Origin of the sequence: Solwaraspora sp. WMMD937, from assembly GCF_029581175.1 — a bacterium.
GTDB lineage: Bacteria > Actinomycetota > Actinomycetes > Mycobacteriales > Micromonosporaceae > Micromonospora_E.
In genome coordinates this window covers 5,053,435-5,070,285 of sequence record NZ_CP120738.1, presented here as the reverse complement: position 1 = coordinate 5,070,285, position 16,851 = coordinate 5,053,435, and the positions used below count along the sequence as shown (strand labels likewise).

General features: G+C 70.5%; 13 protein-coding genes. 6 read left to right on the top strand and 7 right to left on the bottom strand.

All coding sequences use genetic code 11. The annotated features are described in order from the left end of the window. Positions 1 to 60: 60 nt before the first annotated feature. Complete coding sequence (locus O7621_RS22435; RefSeq protein ID WP_282231089.1) at positions 61 to 567, top strand: acyltransferase; 507 nt, start codon at positions 61 to 63, stop codon at positions 565 to 567. On the opposite strand, the gene O7621_RS22430 is transcribed toward O7621_RS22435, so the two are convergent. Continuing rightward, positions 568 to 2,595: a hypothetical protein gene (locus O7621_RS22430; protein WP_282231088.1), complete on the bottom strand. Its 2,028-nt coding sequence runs from the start codon at positions 2,593 to 2,595 to the stop codon at positions 568 to 570. 254 nt (positions 2,596 to 2,849) lie between these two features. On the opposite strand from O7621_RS22430, the gene O7621_RS22425 reads away from it, so the two are divergent. The 4 genes from O7621_RS22425 to O7621_RS22410 are packed head-to-tail and all read left to right on the top strand — an operon-like array spanning position 2,850 to position 7,764. Further along, a complete protein-coding gene (locus O7621_RS22425; protein ID WP_282231087.1) occupies positions 2,850 to 3,806 on the top strand; it encodes an NAD-dependent epimerase/dehydratase family protein in 957 nt (318 codons plus the stop codon). After that, positions 3,761 to 5,266 carry an oligosaccharide flippase family protein gene (locus O7621_RS22420; RefSeq protein WP_348775256.1) on the top strand — a complete coding sequence of 502 codons (1,506 nt, stop codon included), beginning with the start codon at positions 3,761 to 3,763 and terminating at the stop codon, positions 5,264 to 5,266. Before O7621_RS22425 ends, O7621_RS22420 begins: the two co-directional genes overlap by 46 nt. Continuing rightward, positions 5,247 to 6,554, top strand: a complete 1,308-nt coding sequence (locus O7621_RS22415; protein WP_282231085.1) for a glycosyltransferase — start codon at positions 5,247 to 5,249, stop codon at positions 6,552 to 6,554. The genes O7621_RS22420 and O7621_RS22415 overlap by 20 nt, the downstream gene beginning before the upstream one ends. After that, positions 6,508 to 7,764, top strand: coding sequence for a glycosyltransferase family 4 protein (locus O7621_RS22410; RefSeq protein ID WP_282231084.1), 1,257 nt, complete (start codon positions 6,508 to 6,510; stop codon positions 7,762 to 7,764). Before O7621_RS22415 ends, O7621_RS22410 begins: the two co-directional genes overlap by 47 nt. A gap of 3 nt (positions 7,765 to 7,767) precedes the next feature. Here the strand turns inward: O7621_RS22410 and O7621_RS22405 are convergent, their stop codons facing one another. The 3 genes from O7621_RS22405 to O7621_RS22395 form a co-directional block, all read right to left on the bottom strand. Then, positions 7,768 to 9,228 carry an O-antigen ligase family protein gene (locus O7621_RS22405; protein WP_282231083.1) on the bottom strand — a complete coding sequence of 487 codons (1,461 nt, stop codon included), beginning with the start codon at positions 9,226 to 9,228 and terminating at the stop codon, positions 7,768 to 7,770. Between the two features lie 77 nt (positions 9,229 to 9,305). Then, positions 9,306 to 10,292, bottom strand: a complete 987-nt coding sequence (locus O7621_RS22400; protein WP_282231082.1) for an SDR family oxidoreductase — start codon at positions 10,290 to 10,292, stop codon at positions 9,306 to 9,308. Next, positions 10,289 to 11,332, bottom strand: coding sequence for a polysaccharide biosynthesis protein (locus O7621_RS22395; RefSeq protein ID WP_282231081.1), 1,044 nt, complete (start codon positions 11,330 to 11,332; stop codon positions 10,289 to 10,291). The genes O7621_RS22400 and O7621_RS22395 overlap by 4 nt, the downstream gene beginning before the upstream one ends. A gap of 210 nt (positions 11,333 to 11,542) precedes the next feature. On the opposite strand from O7621_RS22395, the gene O7621_RS22390 reads away from it, so the two are divergent. Then, the gene (locus O7621_RS22390) at positions 11,543 to 12,805 is read left to right on the top strand and encodes a glycosyltransferase family 4 protein (protein ID WP_282231080.1); all 1,263 of its coding nucleotides are present in this window, start codon (positions 11,543 to 11,545) and stop codon (positions 12,803 to 12,805) included. 310 nt (positions 12,806 to 13,115) lie between these two features. Here the strand turns inward: O7621_RS22390 and O7621_RS22385 are convergent, their stop codons facing one another. The 3 genes from O7621_RS22385 to O7621_RS22375 all read right to left on the bottom strand — a co-directional run bounded on the left by O7621_RS22385 (position 13,116) and on the right by O7621_RS22375 (position 16,630). Beyond that, positions 13,116 to 14,723, bottom strand: coding sequence for a peptide chain release factor 3 (locus O7621_RS22385; protein WP_282231079.1), 1,608 nt, complete (start codon positions 14,721 to 14,723; stop codon positions 13,116 to 13,118). Positions 14,724 to 14,946: 223 nt separating this feature from the next. After that, on the bottom strand, positions 14,947 to 15,801 hold the full coding sequence (locus O7621_RS22380) for a transglycosylase SLT domain-containing protein (RefSeq protein WP_282231078.1): 855 nt from the start codon (positions 15,799 to 15,801) through the stop codon (positions 14,947 to 14,949). 73 nt (positions 15,802 to 15,874) lie between these two features. Next, positions 15,875 to 16,630, bottom strand: a complete 756-nt coding sequence (locus O7621_RS22375) for a hypothetical protein (protein ID WP_282231077.1) — start codon at positions 16,628 to 16,630, stop codon at positions 15,875 to 15,877. Positions 16,631 to 16,851: the final 221 nt, after the last annotated feature.

Below are 16,851 nucleotides of genomic sequence, written 5' to 3'. Positions count from 1 at the left end.
GCGCCGGCCCGGATCGTTGCACCGAGTGTGACCAGTCGTCTTCGTACCATCGTCCGGCGGGTGCGGGACCATCTGGCGGCCAGCCGGGACCCTGAGGCATTTGTCAGATCTCTGGGGGTCAACCTCACCGGCCGGGTGCGGTTCTACGGCGTGAACCGGGCGATGTTCGGCTCGGAACCGTGGCTGATCACGATCGGCGACAACGTCTACATCACATCCGGGGTGCAGTTCGTCACCCACGACGGGGGAACCCTGATCCTCCGCAAGGAGCATCCCGACCTGGACTGGACGGCTCCGATCGTCATCGGTGACGACGTCTACATCGGGATGCGGGCGATGATCCTGGCCGGGGTGACCATCGGCAACCGGTGCGTCATCGGCGCGGGTTCGGTCGTCACCCGCGACATACCGGACAACATGGTGGCTGCGGGGGTGCCGGCCCGACCGCTGCGCACGACCGACGACTATCTGCGCCGGCTGCAGGCCAAGTCGCTGGGCATCGGCCACCTTCCGGTGGCCGCCAAGCATGCGGAGATGAAGCGGATCTACGGCGTACCGGCGCGGTGATCAGGCCCGGCGGTAGGCGATCCGCGGTGGCGGAAACTGGTGCACACCGGCGACCGTGACCGGCCCGAGCGGGCCGGCCACGCCGGACATCTGGTAGCCGAACCGGTCACCGGTCATCGCCGCCGGGCCGGAGCCGATGTTCAACGTCGTGGCACCGCCGACCTGACTGGTCCGCAGGGTGGGCGGGGTGGTGGCGGAGCCCTGCCACACGACGGCGTACCAGTGCCAGCCGGTGGGCAGCGTCACCGGCGTGGTCAGCACGTACTCCCGGATACCGGCGGTGGCCGCGCTGAGCGCGCCGAAGTCGGCGATCGGTCCCTGCGACGCCGGTCGACCGGTCGTCGGGTCGTGGGCGTACACGCCATGGCGCAACCAGCCGCTACCGGTCGCCGTGACCTCCACACACACCCGGTCGACCCGGGTGGCCTCGGCCAGGTACATCGGGTGCAGCAGCAGCCGCTGGAACGTGTCGGTGCAGGTGGTGGTCCCGGTTGAACCGGCCAACGGCAGGAAGTAGCTGCCGACCCCAGAGGTGGCTCCGGCCAGCGGCTGCGGGCTGGCCTGGTCGGGATCCGCCCGCCACATGCCGTACCCGGGGGAGACCGGCACCTGGTAGGCGATGCCGTCGGCAGTGACCCGCTCCGCGACGGCGAGGTTCGTCGGTCCGACCGGGACCAGCCGGCGGTGGAACAGTTCCGGCGCGGGTATCCGGGCGGCGGTGACCGTACCCACCCGCTCGATGATCACGAAGTCGCTGCTGCCGTCCGAGACGACCAGCTCGGTCGCGGCCGCCGGCGGTGCCAGATAGCGGCGGTACGCGGTACCGGTGACCGTCTGTCCCGGCCAGAGCTCGCGACCCCACACCAGCTGCGGGTAGTTCTTCTTCAGGCTGGACGAGACGAACCAGTTTTTCGCTGTGGTGTGCCGCACCCTGGTCGCCGGCTCTCCGTCGTCGACCGGCAGCAGACCGGCGGCGATCCCCCACAGCTGGACCCCGCCGCCGCTGACCGCCCACTGGGTCATGCCGGCCGCCGGCATCGCCGGATCCCGCAGACTCGCCGGGGTGATGTCGGTGATCGCGGTGATCGTGTCGATCCGCGCCCAGGTCGACCAGTTGAGCGTCCCGGCCGCCTCGACGTTCGGCATGAACTGCAGGCGGCTGCCGCCCGCCGGTACGGTCAGCGCCGAGCACTGGGTGACCCCGGTGCTCAGGGTGAACCGGTCCATGGCGGTCACCCGCTGGGTGACCAGCAGGCCTCCCGGCGACCAGCGGTAGTCGTTGTCGATGCGACACATCGGCGGGATCCGGGTCATGATGGTGGCGAGCGGTGTGCCGATGTTGGCTTGGGCGGTGTCGATCATCCCCCGGTACGAGGGGATCACGTAGGACTCCCGGATCCGTAGCTGTTCACCGGTGGATCGGCCGTCGGGCACCGGCCGGCCGTCGAGGTCGACGACCACGGTGTGCGAGTGGGTGGCCGGGCGGATCTGGACGTCCGGGGTCAACCAGGTGATCGGTACCGAGGTCCGGTTCGTCGCCCCGGCGACGTGGGTGAGTGCCGCCGCCGGCCGCACCCGCACGCCCTGGGCGACCCCGTTGACGATCGTGTACGGGTTGCCGAACAGCAGGCTGTTGCCGTTCGGCACGGCGAGCAGGGTGAAGGTCCGGATTCCGTCGGTCCACCGGGAGCCCACATCGGCGGTGGTCTTGCCGTGGTCGGTGAGCGCGACCTGGGTGCCGACGTTGTAGCCGTGGTTGCCGCCGATGTACGACCAGCCGGTGTGGATCGGGCAGTTGTCGTCCGAGGTGTCGTGGATCCGAGTGCCCACCGCCGACATCACCGGCCAGACCTGGGCGTCGGTGGCGGTCGACGGCACGAGGGTGACCTGGGGCAGGCCCGCGTGCCACATGCCGACCATGGACTCGGCGTAGGCCAGGTTGACCGGCATCACCAGGTCCCGGGTGCCGTCGAACCTCGACCTGATCGACATCAGGGCGTTCGACCGGTGGACCGTCAGTCCAGGCATTTCGGCACCTCCATGGCGAGCCGCGCGACCTGCTGCCACTGTGCGCCTTTTCGCTGGCCAGGGCGGTTCTCCGGTCGGTGACGTGACAGCGCTGTCGGCCGTTTGGCGGGTGCCTGCCGCACGATCGGCGGCACTCACGGACGATACGGCTGACCGGAAATGATATTTCCGAATAAAAGACGTTATAGACCCGTTACTCAGCCCTGAGTCGGCGCGATGTACAAGTGACCGGGCGGCACTGCGAGGAGTTGTCCATGCGCATTCTGATCACTGGCGGTGCCGGCTTCATCGGCTCCAACCTGGCCCGCGCCGCACTGGTCGAGCCGGCGGTCAAGGAGGTCACCGTCCTGGACGACCTGTCGGTCGGGCTGCGCGACAACCTCACCGGGCTGGACGTCGAGGTCGTCGAGGGGTCGATCCTGGATCCGGCCGCACTGGACGCCGCGATGGCCGGCCGGGAGGCCGTGGTCCACCTGGCCGCCCTGCCCAGCGTGCCCCGGTCGCTACGCGACCCGGTGGCCTCCCACCACGCGAACGCGACCGGGACCCTGCTGGTGCTGGAGGCGGCCCGCCGGCACGACGTGGCCCACCTGCTGGTCGCCTCCTCCTCGTCGGTGTACGGCATCAACCCGGCGCTGCCGAAGACCGAGCTGACCTGGACCCGGCCGATGAGCCCGTACGCGGCGAGCAAGCTCGCAACCGAGGCGTACGCCCTGGCCCACCAGGCGTCGTTCGGGCTGCCCACGCTGGCGCTGCGGTTCTTCAACGTCTACGGCCCCGGGCAACGGCACGACCACGCCTACGCGGCGGTCATCCCCCGGTTCGTCCACGCCGCGCTGCGGGGCGAGCCGGCCCTGGTGCACGGCGACGGCACCCAGTCCCGGGACTTCACCTACGTCGGCACGGTGTGCGCGGTCATCCTGGACGCACTGCGGCGCCGGGTGTGCCACCCGCACCCGGTCAACCTTGCCTTCGGCGCGCGGGCCAGCCTGCTGGAGGTCCTCGACGACCTCGCCGGACTGCTCGGCCGGCGCATCGACCGCGAGCACGCGCCGCCGCGCCCCGGCGACGTCGCGCACTCCCTCGCCGACACCGCCACGTTGCGGGCGCTCTTCCCCGGCGTCAGCCCGGTCGACCGTCGGGACGGTCTGCGGGCGACCGTCGAGTGGATGGCCCGTCGGCTGGCCGTCGAGCCCGTCGCGAGCCGGTGACCGGGGCCGCCGACCGGACCGGACCGGACGGCCGTGACCGGGATCGTGACCGTGCCGTGCGGTCCGGCATCGCCGCGGCAATGGCGGCGAAGGCGACCGGCATGGCGGCCCCGATGGTCATCACCCCGGCCTGCTTCCAGTACCTCGGCGACCAGCGGTACGGGCTGTGGATGGCGGTCACCGCGCTCACCGGGATGGCCTGGTTCGCTGACCTGGGCCTGGGCAACGGGCTGCTCACCCGGCTCAGCCGGCTGGGTACCGACGTAGGGCAGCAAGCCAGGGAGATTTCCAGCGCGTTCGCCACTGTCGGCACGGTCGCCATCGCCCTGCTCGGCGGCTTGTTCGTGGTCAATCCGCTGGTGCCCTGGGACCGGCTCCTCGGGGTGACCGATCCGGGCATCGCCGCCGAGACGTCGACGGTGGTCCTGCTGTCGTTCGGGGCGTTCGCCGGCAACATCCCGCTGTCGCTGATCCAACGGATCCAGTATGCCGACGGTCAGGTCGTGCAGAGCAGCGTCTGGCAGTCGGCGGGCTCGCTGGCCGCCATGGTGGCTGTGCTGTGCGCCATCGGCGGTGGATGGGATCCGCTGGCGGTGATCGCCTGCGCGGTGCTGGCGGTGCCCGCCGTCAACCTGGTCAACACCGTGGTCTACTTCGGCGTCCAACAGCCGGCCAAGCGCCCCGGCCCCAGGCTGGTCGACCGGGCGACCGCAGCCGGCCTGCTCCGGCTCGGTCTGCGGTTCTTCGCGCTCACCACGATCTCGTCGATCGCGATCAACATCGACAGCCCGCTGGTGGCGAACATCCTCGGACTCCCCGTGGCCGCGCACTACGCCGTCGCGGTGAAGCTCTTCGGCGTGCTCTCGATCTTCGTCGGCCTGGTCGGCATGACCGTCTGGCCGGTGAACGGTGCGGCGTTGGCCCGTGGTGAGGTGGCCTGGGTACGCCGGCACACCCGACGGATGGTGTTGCTCTACGCAGCGGTGGTCGGGACGGCGGGTGCGGCCCTGGTCGGCTGGGGGCACCCGTTGATCGAGTTGTGGGTAGGCGGCATCGACCGGGCCGCGGTTCCGGTTCCGGTCCTCGCCGGACTTGCCTGCTGGTCCTTCCTTGTCGCGGTCAGCTCGCCGCTGATCCTGGTGCAGAACAGCGCCGGTCTGCTCCGGCCGCAGGCGGTCGGCTGGGCCGCGTTCCTGGTCCTGGCGACCGGCCTGAAGATCTGGGGGCTGCATCAGCTCGGTCTGGTGGCCGTGCCGCTGGCGGCCTGCATGGCGTACCTGCTCACCATCTGGCCCGCTGCGGTGATCGGCTACCGGCGGGCAGTGGACCGGGCCGGCCGACGCGCCGGCCCGTCGCCTGCAGCGCCCGACCTTGCAGCGCCCGACCCGCGCACTGGCGGTGGCACGGCGCTCCGGCCGACAGCCGACGAAAGGGGGACCGGTGTCCGAGTTGGTGGTTGACCAGGGCGACGTCCGTGACCATCCGGACCCGCCCGGCAATAGGGCGGCGGCCCCGCCGATGGCCGCCCCACCGCCGGGCGTGGCCCGCCGCCGCGTCCTGCGGGTGGTGGGCGAACTGAACTTCGGCGGCACCGAAACGCGTACCGCGGAACTACTGCCACGGCTCGTCCGTGGCGGAACCGAGATGCACCTGGTCACGCTCAGCCACCGCGTCGGGCCGGGGCCGTTGGCCGGGACGGTCGAGCGGTACGGCGGCTCGGTGACCGCCGTACCGCTCGGTACGTGGTTCCCGGTCCGGTTCCACCGTCTGCTACGCCAGCTACGGCCCGACGTGGTGCACGCCGACTGCGCCAACTTCTCCGGCGTGCTGCTCGCCCTCGCTGCGGTCGCCGGGGTGCCCGGACGGGTCGCGCACTTTCGAGGGGACGACAACGCGCCGAGGAGCCTGCGCCGCCGGATCCTCCGGTGGCTCGGTGGGCGGCTGCTGCGGACCTTCGCTACCGACGTCCTGGGCGTGTCGCCCGGCTCGCTCACCTTCGGCTTCCATCGGGCCTGGCCGGACGATCCACGCTGCCAGGTGGTGCTCAACGGGCTCGACCTGGACCGCCTGCGTCAACCGTCGATCGACGACCTGCGGGCGATGATCGGAGCGGGCGTCGCCGATGTCGTCTGCGTCAGCGTGGGACGGGCCTCGGCGGAGAAGCGCCGCTGGCTGCTGCCGCCGATCCTGGCCGCGTTGCGTGACCGGGGGGTCTCCGCGCACGCCGTACTCGTCGGGCCGGGTGATCCTGCCGACGACGCCCGGGTGCGGGCCGCGGCGGACGCCGCCGGGGTGACCGACCGGGTGCATCTGCTCGGGCCTCGGGACGACGTGGGCGGCCTGCTGACACAGGCCGACCTGGTCATCCATCCGTCCAGCCTGGAAGGGTTGCCCGGCGGGGTGCTGGAGCCGGTCGCGCTGGGTATCGGCACGGTGGCCTGTGACCTGCCCGGCGTGCGGTTCATCGACGAGCGGCTACCCGGCGTCGTGATCGTCGATCCCGGGGCGTCGGCGGCGGACTGGGCGGAGGCGGCACTCGTCGCGGTCGCGTACACCGCCGCGACCACGCCTGCGGCCGCTGGCGAGCGCTTCGCCCACAGCGCGTTCGCGATCGACGCTGCGGCTGAAACCCATCTGGCGATCTACCGACGGCGTCCGGCCCGCGTCCGGCCCGCGTCCGGCCCTGCACGGAAGGAGTCCGATGACCGAGCAGACCACGACGGTCGAGCACGGACCACGACCCGGTGACCGGCCGGCAGGTCGGCGACGTCGGCCACGACCGCTGCTGATCGGCGCGTACGCGTTCCCGTACGGCGACGCCACCTCGAACCGGCTGCTGCAACTTGCCCGCTGCGCCGCCGGCGCCGCCGGGCCGACACTGGTGGTCAACGACTGGCCTTGCGAACTGCCGTTCCCCCCGGACGGGCCGCGGGCCAGCGGCGTCGAACTGATCACCTTGTGGACCAGGGGAGCCAACCACTTCAGCCGGATGTGGGCCCGGCTGGCCCGTCCGGTCCGCGTGCTGCGGGCGTTGCGCCGCCGTGGCGTCGGCCGTGGCGACGTCTCCGTGGTCCTGCTGCCGATGGCCATGATGACGCTCGGCAACTGGGCGGTGCTGCGTCTCGGGCTGCGCTGCCCGATCGTGGTCGACGCCAGCGAACGCCACGACCGGCGACAGTTTCGGCGCGGCTGGTCTGATCCCTACTTCGTGCGCCACCGGTGGTCGACGTTCCTGGCAGCCAGGCTCGTCGACCGGTTCACCGCGGTCTCCACCACCTTGGCCCGGCACTTCGAGCGGCGGGGCGGGGCCGTGCTGGTGGTGCCACCGCAGGTGGACTGCGACGAGTTCGCGCCACCACGGCCGCCGTCGCTCGACGCCGGCCTGCGTCTGCTGTACGCGGGTACGCCGGGCCGCAAGGACATGCTCCACGTGATCGTCGCGGGGATCGGCCGACTGGCACCGCAGGACCAGCGGCGGGTCCGGCTGACAATTGCCGGGATCACCCGCGACGACGCGGCGAACCTGTCCGACCTGGACCCGGCGGTGCTTGATGCGGTCCACGCCGAGGTGGTGTTCCTCGGCCGGGTACCCCGGGCGACAGTGTTGAACCTGCTGGCCGAGTCGCACTTCGCCATGCTGGTGCGGCCCACCGGCGGCTACGCGGCGAACGGCTTCCCGTCCAAGGTGCCGGAGAGTCTCGCTGCGGGGTGCCCGGTGTTGCTCAACCACACCAGTGACCTGGCCGACTACGTGCGTGACGGCGCCGAAGGGCTGGTGCTCGACGGCAACGGTCCGGACGACGTCCGGCTGGCGGTGCAGCGCGCGTTGCGGCTGCGTGACGAGCAGTGGGCGGCGATGAGCCAGGCGGCCCGGTCGCGGGCCCGCAGTTCGTTCGACCATCGGGCCTGGTCGGAGCGGGTCAGTGAGTTCGTCGTCCCGATCGAGGGCCGGGACTGACCACTACCGCAGGACCGGGGTCCGCCCCCGGTGGGGAGACCTGTCCGGTTCAGCCGACGGTGCTGGCCGCGGCGACGGGCCAGGCCGGTGCCACGGCGGTGGGGCGTCCGCCGCCGCCCGGTGGTTTCCGGCCCGTCGCCGGGCCGGCAGGTGCAGCAGGACGGCGACCACGGCGAGCCAGAACACGTACGGGTACGTCTGACCGGTACCGAACATCGCCGATTCGGTGACCTGGATCAGCAGGCCGGTGACGATGAGCCAGACCAGACCCGAGTTCGCCCGGTTCACCGGAGCCCGGACGGCGGCCCACCCGGCGGCGAGCACGGTGAGCAGTAGCGGCACTGCGGCCACCAGCCCGAGCTCCAGCATCATCTGCAGGTAGCTGTTGTGCACCAGCCCGACGTTGAAGCCGCGCAGTTCGTCGTAGCTGGCCAGCTCGTAGAGATGGTTGCGCGACGCGTACCCGAAACCGAGCGCCGGATGGTTCTCCCACCACAGGTCGACCGTCATGTGCCACAGCCGGATCCGGCCGTTGGACAGGTCGCTCTGAGTGAACCGGCTGACGAACTGCTGCATCCAGGACGCGGCGAAGACGGACGGCAACAGTCCGGACAGGTACCCGGCCAGCAGGGCCGCTGTCGCGCCGACGGCGACCCGGGCCAGGGTACCGATCCCATGCCGTAGCACCACCCAGAGCGCGCCGACGAGTACGGCGACCAGTCCGGTGCGGGACTGGGACAACACGAGAGCGCCGGCCGCGGGCAGGATGCCGAGCAGTTCGGCACGTCGCCCGGTTTCCCGGTAGACCGCCCAGCCGAGCGGCACGGCCAACGCGCAGACCATGCCGAGCATGTTGGGATTGCTGAACAGCCCCTGGAACCGGGAACTGCCGGACAACGCGGTGGCCAGTGTGCCGTCGGTCGCTCCATAGCCGATGCTGACCACGACGGACACGGCCAGTACCAGGTAGACCACCCGCAGGTCGGCCATCATGACCGTCCGGTCCGGCCACCGCCGCTGAGCCAGCAGGTGGACCAGCCCGGCCAGCAGCAGCAGGGCCAGGCCACGCTGGAAGGACTCGAACGGTGCGATCGACCAGACCGCACTGAGCGTGGCGAGACCGGCGAGTACCCACAGCGATCCGACAAGGACAGCGGTCCACGGCTTCGTCGGTCCGGCAGCGGCGGATCGGCGGAGGCACAGCGTCCAGACGACCAGGCCGCCGACGGCCACGTACCGCGGATAGAAGCTGGCGTCAGCCAATGCCTCTACATTCGATGACGCACCGACCAGCAGCGCCAACGTCAGTGTCAGCAGCCACCGCCAGCCATCCATCCGGAACGCGCAGATGAGCAAGACGAGCAGCGCGACGGCGGCCGAGGCGACCAGCGGATTCCGTACCGCGAGGATGGTCGTGCCCCCCAGCAGGACTGCCGCGCCGACCAGCACGGTCAGTCGGCTCATTCGGTCTACCACGTGTCGTCCTTCGGCTTGCGGTCGGCCGGGGTCACCCCTAGCGGTCTGGCTGTCGGCCCGGCGCGTCAGACCACGAGGCGCTGCCGGTCCGCCTCGGTCAGGGCAGCTGCCCAGCGGGCGCGGGCGGCGTGCATCGACCGGACCATGTCCGGCCAGGCGGGCGGGCGGTATCCGGTGACGTCGGCCAGCCGGTCGGCGCGCATCGACCGGTCACAGGCGAACCCGTCGTCCGGCACGATGTCACCCGGCCACCGGTACACCTCCGCGATCAACCGGAGCAGGTCGTACTTTGTAACCGGCTCGGCGGCCAGGTGGTACAGCCCGGTGAGATCGGTCCGGGGCAGCACCACGGTCCGCAGCAGCCGGGCGAACTCGACGGTCGTCACGCCGGTGTAGATCGCCCCGGTCCAGCCTCGGACGCCACCGGGGCGCGACAGAAACCAGTCCACCAACGACCGGTTGCTGGTCAGCTCGTGACCGATGATCGAGGTACGCAGCGTGAGCGCTCCCTCGCCGGTGACCTCGCCCAGCAGCTTGGACCGTCCGTAGAGGTCCGGAGGGTCGGGCAGGTCGTCCTCGACGTAGCCGCCCTGGCGTCCGGAAAAGACACAGTCGGTACTGACGTGGATGAACCGGCTGCCGAACTGGCCGCAGGTCTGCGCCAACAGATGCGGGAAGAGAGCGTTCAGGGTGACGGTGTGCGTGGCGTCCCGTACGTCGGGGCGTTGCTTGATCACCCCGACGCAGTTCACGACCACGTCCGGCCGGAGCTCGTCGATGATCCGGCGGACCTGGTCAAACCGGGTGGCGTCGATGTCGCTGGCGATCCGCTCGAGCAGTGGTGCCGGGAAGTGGGGTGCGCGGTCGGCCAGGTCGCGCGCGGTGCCGTGAACGTCGAGCTCCGGATCGGCGCCGAGCTCCCGCAACAGGGCGTGGCCGAGCATCCCGGTGGCGCCAACGATGAGGACCCGCCGTCGAGCGGGGACCGGCCCGTCGGTCCGCCGCCGTGGCACCCGCTCCAGGCGCCCGCCATCGCCGGCATGGGCGCTCATGCCGCGCCGACCGGAGTAGCGGCGGCATCGAGGTGCGCCCGCACCTCCGGCAGGGTGAGCAGCAGCGACTCGACCTCCGGCACGGTCAGCCGTCGGGCGTTGTGCGAATTGAAGTCGGTGAGCCCGCCGCTGGCGATGTCGCCCTCGTCGACGTAGAGGGCGTAGTTGAGATCGCGGCTGTCCACCGGGACCCGGAGGAACTCACCCAGGTCTTCGGCGTGGGACAGCTCCTCGCGGCTGGCCAACGTCTCGTACATCTTCTCGCCGTGCCGGATGCCGAGCACGTCGAACTTGGCAGGTACGCCGAACAGGTTGCACAATGCGGTGGCCAGGTCGCCGATGGTGCAGGCGTCGGCCTTGCGGATGTAGACATCGCCCTGCCGGCCGCTGCGGAACGCGTGTTCCACCAGGTCGACCGACTGGGCCAGGGACATCAGGAACCGGGTCATCGACGGCTCGGTGACGGTCGGCAGGCCACCGTGGCGGATCTGGTCGATGAACAGCGGGATGACCGAGCCGCGCGAGTACATGACGTTGCCGTACCGCACACAGCAGACTCGGGTCCGGGCCGTCAGGTTGTCCCGGGCGTGTGCCTGTGCCACCTTCTCCATCAGCGCCTTGGTCATGCCCATCGCGTTGACCGGATAGACGGCCTTGTCGGTGCTGAGCAGCACCAGTGCCTCGACCCCGACCCGTTCGCACGCGTCCACCAGGTGCGCGCTGCCAAGGACGTTGGTCCGGACCGCTTCGAGTGGGAAGAACTCACACGACGGCACCTGCTTGAGCGCGGCGGCGTGGAAGACGAACTCCATGCCCCGTACGGCTTTGAGCACACTGTCGTAGTCTCGGATGTCACCCACGTAGTAGCGGACGCGTTCGTCGGCGAGTCGGTGCCGCATGGCGTCCTGTTTGGATTCGTCGCGGCTGAAGACCCGGACCTCCTCGGCGCCGGCGTCCAGCAACCGGGCAACCATCGTCTGACCGAAGGACCCGGTGCCACCGGTGACCAGGAAGCGTCGGTCCGATAGCGAGGAAACCACATCTGCCCCTGTCTTGCTTCTCCCGTCGGGCCACCCTGAGGGACGGTGGAGGTCGTCGCACGTGACGATATAGCTACATAACTGGCGTAGAGGTTATTTCCGGCAAGGTGAGGAAGGCTCGGATGCTCCTGGCGACCCGCGATCGGGGGCCGGGTCATCATAAACTGCAAAAAGAGCAAAACACTCCTCAATGGCTGGTAGTTGTATTGCATGCTGATCGGTCTGCTCACCCAGTGGTTCGATCCCGAGCCGGGGCCGGCCGCGCTGCCTGGCCGGCTCGCTCACGCCCTCGCTCGACGGGGACACGAGGTACGGGTGGTCACCGGCTTTCCGAACTATCCGACCGGCCGGCTCACACCCGGCTACCGGATGGCGCGTCGGGTCGACGAGATGGATGGCGACGTGCGGATCCGTCGGGTGGCGCTCTATCCCAGCCATGACCGGTCCGCCGCACGGCGACTGGTCAACTACGGCTCGTTCGCTGGCTCGGCGCTGATCTCCGGCGCCGACGCGCTGCGCGGACTCGACGCACTCTGGGTCGGCAACTCGCCGATCTCGGTGGCGATGCCGATGTGGTACGCCCGGTACATGCACCGGGTACCGGTCCTGCTGCACGTTCTGGACATCTGGCCGGACAGCGCGGTGGCCAGCGGATTCCTCGGTGGCGGACCGTTGTCACGGAGCCTCGCACGGGGGATGGCCGGTTGGTGCGAAGCGATGTACCGCAGCGCGGATCGGGTGGCCTACGTCTCGCCCGGCGCGGGCGGGCTGCTCGCCGGGCGGGGCGTACCGCCGGAGAAGCTGGTCTACATCCCGATGTGGGCCGACGAGGCGACGCCGGTTCGCCATCGGGATCTGCGCGCCGAGCTCGGGATCCGTCCCGACCAGGTGGTGCTGTCGTACGCCGGGGCGCTCGGTGAAGCACAGGGTCTCGACCCGCTGATCGACGCGTGTGCCCGGGTCGAGGATCCGAGGCTGGTCTGTCTCATCGCCGGGTCGGGCACCACCGAGGACCGGCTGCGTGCCCGGGCGGCGCGGGCAGGTGCCTCCAACGTCCGGTTTCTCGGCCGGCTGCCCCGCGACCGGATGCCCGCACTGATGGCCGCCGGCGACGTGCACTACGTGAGCCTGCGACCCGGTGGGATGTCGGCGTACACGATGCCGAGCAAGGTGCAGGCGATCCTTGCGGCAGGCCGGGCACTGCTCGTCGCGGCCGAGGGCGACGCCGCGACGGCCGCCCAGGACAGTGGCGCCGGCTTCGTCGCCCGGGCGGGGGATCCGGACTCGATCGGAACCGCCCTGCGCGAAGTGTGCGACCTGGGCCGTGAGAAGCTCGAGCTGCTCGGGCAGGCCGGTCGGTCCTACTACGACAAAGTCTTCTCGGTCACGGTCGGCGCTGAGCGGGTCGAGCAGACGCTGCGAGCGATGGTGGACGGTTGTCGGACGCGGCCGCGCCGAGGAGGAGCCCGATGACAATCGGCCGGTGCAATGCCCGACCTGCTGCCGGTCGTGGCGGACTTCGTCGGCCGCCACGTGGAGCCGGAGCGGCTGCGCGGTCTGCTGGACTGTCAGGCGGGAGCTACCGTCATCATGTCGGAGACCGCCGGCGTCGGCAAGACCACCCTTGTGGTGCACAGGGGACGAACCGCCGAGGGCCGAATCTCTCACCTTCAGCAGGGGGAGATGTCGACCCCGCGCCCCTCGTCTACCCCGAGGTTCGCACCTATCTGATCACCGCGCGGCGGTCGCCGGCCCGGCCTGCCGCATGACGTGGTGCGCAAGGTCAGCTCCCGGCGTCGGCGAGCAACGGTTCCAGCACCAGGTCGGGGTCGCGGTTGCGGACAGTGGACAGCCGCCACTTGTCGGGGAACAGGGCGAGTAGTTCGCCGTCACGCACCCGGGTCATCACCTCGACCCCGGGGGCGGCGTTCAACCCGGCCACGCTCGCCGCTTCGGTGCGCCGGGCGAGGGTGTACGGCAGATGGTCGACTGCGGTTGGTACCCCGAACTCGGTCGCCAGCCGGTGGGTGGCGACCTCGAACTGCATCGGCCCGACCGCGGCGAGCACCGGGGACTGCTCGCCCCGACGGTCCGATCGCAGCACCTGGACCACTCCTTCACCGTCGAGTTGTTCGATGCCGCGGCGGAACCGTTTGAACTTCGACGCGTCGGTGGCCCGGATGGCGACGAAGTGTTCGGGGGCGAACGACGGCAGCGGTGGAAATGTCACCGCCGGCCCAGGCGCGTAGAGGCTGTCGCCGATGCTCAGCGCGGTGGCGTTGACCAGTCCGACCACGTCGCCCGGGTACGCCTCGTCGATGGTGTCCCGGTCGCGGCCGAAGACCTGTTGGGCGTACTTGGTGGCGAACGGGCGGCCGGTGCCGGCGTGGGTGACGACCATGCCGCGTTCGAACCGGCCGGAGCAGACCCGGACGAACGCTACCTGGTCACGGTGGGCGGGGTTCATGTTGGCTTGGGTCTTGAAGACGAATCCGGCGAACGGCGCGTCCAGTGCGCGGGGAGTGCCGGTGGTGTCCGGTCGGGCCGTCGGCGCGGGGGCGGTGTCCACCAGCACGTCGAGGAGCTGGCGTACGCCGGCGTTGGTGACCGCGGCGCCGAACAGCACGGGCGTGGTGGTCGCGGCGACGAACGCGGCCCGGTCGTGTTCGGCGCCGGTGGCGGCGAGCAGGTCCAGTTCTTCGACCGCCTGGGTCCAGTCGGCGCCGTACCGTCGGCTGGCCTCGTCGGCGGTGAAGGTTTCCTCGATGACGGCGCTCGCCCCGCCCGGGGTGCGGGTGAACGCGACCATCCGGCCGGTGCGCCGGTCGGCCACCCCGTGGAACTGCCCCGCGACACCGACCGGCCAGGTCAGCGGGGTGCAGCGCAACCCGATCCGTTGCTCGATCTCGTCGAGCAGCTCGAGTGGCTCCAGCCCGGGTCGGTCCCACTTGTTGATGAAGGTGATCACCGGTACCCGGCGGTGGCGGCACACCTCGAACAGCTTCAGTGTCTGCGGCTCCAGTCCCTTGGCGGCGTCGAGCAGCATCACCGCGCAGTCGACTGCGGTCAGCACCCGGTAGGTGTCCTCGGAGAAGTCCGCGTGCCCGGGCGTGTCGAGCAGGTTCACCACCGTGTCGCGGTAGGTGAACTGCAGCGCCGCAGAGGTGATCGAGATGCCGCGCTGCTGCTCCAGGGCCATCCAGTCGGAAACCACGCCACGGCGGTCGCCCTTGCCGTGTACGGCGCCGGCGGAGTTGATCGCCCGAGCGTGCAACGCGAGGGCCTCGGTGATGGTGGACTTGCCGGCGTCCGGGTGGGAGATCACCGCGAAGGTACGCCGCCGCGCCGCCTCTGCCGTGACCGGTCGTAGGGCTTCCGCTGTTCCCGACACCTGACGTCCTTCTCCTTTCGTCGCCCGTGTGTGGTGGCAGGTCGACGACCGGACTCTAACGTAAGGGGCCGAAAAGTCGGTCGGCGCGGGTTCAGTCCGCTGCCGCGCGGCGACCTGCTCCGGCCGGCTGCCTTCGGTCTCACGGCAGCCGGCCGTGTTGTCCCGTGCCGCTGGCGGCAGGGGACAACACGGCCGGCTCACCGGTGCCGTCCGACGTGACGGATCAGCAGGACGGCACCATGCTCTTGACGTCGTGGGTGGTGTTGATCCAGGTGTCCGCTGCGAACCCGGTGGCACCGGTGGCCGGATCGGTGATCCGGTCCCACGTCGATGACGGCCAGTACCCGCCGCCGACGTACTCACCGAAGGTGTAGCAGGAGATGGTCACCGTACTGCCGTAGTAGGTGTATCCGACGACGGCGGACGTGGTGCTGGGACCGGCCCGGACGTTGAGCCACGGGCTGGCCAGGATCGTCCCGGTCACGCCGCCCGGCGTGCCGCCGCCGAGCCGGTTCACCGCTGCCTGCGCGGCGGACAGGTGGTTGGCGTACACGCCGCTGTTGTAGGTCGACCACGGCTGCCAGTTGCTGCCGCCGCTGGAGATGTTGTACGCGGCGTTCGCGTTGCACTGGGCGTCGTAGGCGCAGGTGTCGGTCACGGTGGGGTGGTAGCAGTTGTTGATCTGCCAGAGTCCGCGGTCCAATGATCCGTTGGGACATCCGGCGGTGGGGCCGTTGCTGCCGACCGCCGACGGGTTGCACGAGGACTCCGCCATGGCCACCGCGACCGCAGTGACCAGTGGGCTGCCCCGGAACCCGGCGGCGTACCCCACCTGGGCGCACAGGTCGATACCGACGGCGTTGACGCTGACGGTGTCCGGTGCCGGCGTGGCGGCCGGCTCGCCGACGCTGGCCGGGACGGTTCCGTCGACGGCACCGCTGACCGGTGTGGCGCTGGCCGTGCCGGGCACCGCGAGAGCGACCGCGCCGACGACGGAGAGCAGGGCGAGGCCCAGCGCCGGCCGAGGACGGCGCCGCCGGCCGCCGGCGGAGGCGGGCGGGAGACGATCGGGATCCATCATGTTCCTTTCCTGCAACGACGAGCAGTGACTGAGTTCCGACGGGTGACGCGGTGGTCGGGTGACGCGGTGGTCAACGTCCCGGCCACTCCGGGTCCGCGTACGACCAGCCGAGGTACGGCGCGCCGGGCCAGCTGAGCGAGACCTGCCGGATGGTGGGGGCGGTGGTGATGTAACTGCCGTTGCCCTCGGAGAGCATCACGTGACCGGCGTAGCCGTTGATCTGCGCTCCGGCAAAGAAGACCAGGGCGCCGGGCGGCGGTGTGCCGGTGGTGTGGATGAGGCCGCGCTGGTACAACGCGTTGTAGTGGACCAGTGCGGTGGCGTAGCCACTGGCGGCCCGTCCGTACGCGTGCCCGACGAAGTTGTCGCACCAGCCGTCCCATGGATGGTTGCTGTCGCCGAGGTCGCCGTTGGTGTGCGTGTGTCCGAGGACCGACCGGGCCCAGGCGAGGGCACGCTGCTCCCGGGTGCCGGTCGGCGGTGGGGTGCCGGAGCCGCACTCCGGCTCGCCCGGCAGGTACTGGTTGAAGCCGGGCGTGGTGGTGTAGTAGTCGCTGATCCAGCCGTTCACCGGCGCGCTGATCTGGTGCCAGACGTTGTTGCCGTAGATGTTGCGGCCGCGTACCGCGCACTCGGCGGTGAAGTACGTGCCGTCGGCGAGGACGGTGACCGCCGGTGCCGAGGCATCGTGCGGATTGGTCCGCACGATCAGCCCGGCGCCACCGGTGCCGGTGATCCGGTAGCCGGTGATCCCGGCGATCGCCGGTGCGGTGGCTCCGACCAGCACCATCACCAGCGCGGCGAGGGACGCCAGGACGCCCCGCACGAGCCGGTGGATAGTCCTGGACACCGGTCGGTGGGCGGGTTCGGATTCCTTGAGGTGGTGCACGCGGTCCTCCTGTCGTAGAGCGGACTGCCCGTCCACCCGGTACCGCGTCCATGCCGGACGACGTTGCGGGCGGCTCTCGTCGCCCGGATGCGCCGACCGGTCAGGATGCGGACGCGTACGTGGTCCAGTACGGACTGTGAGACGCTGTTCACTGGCGT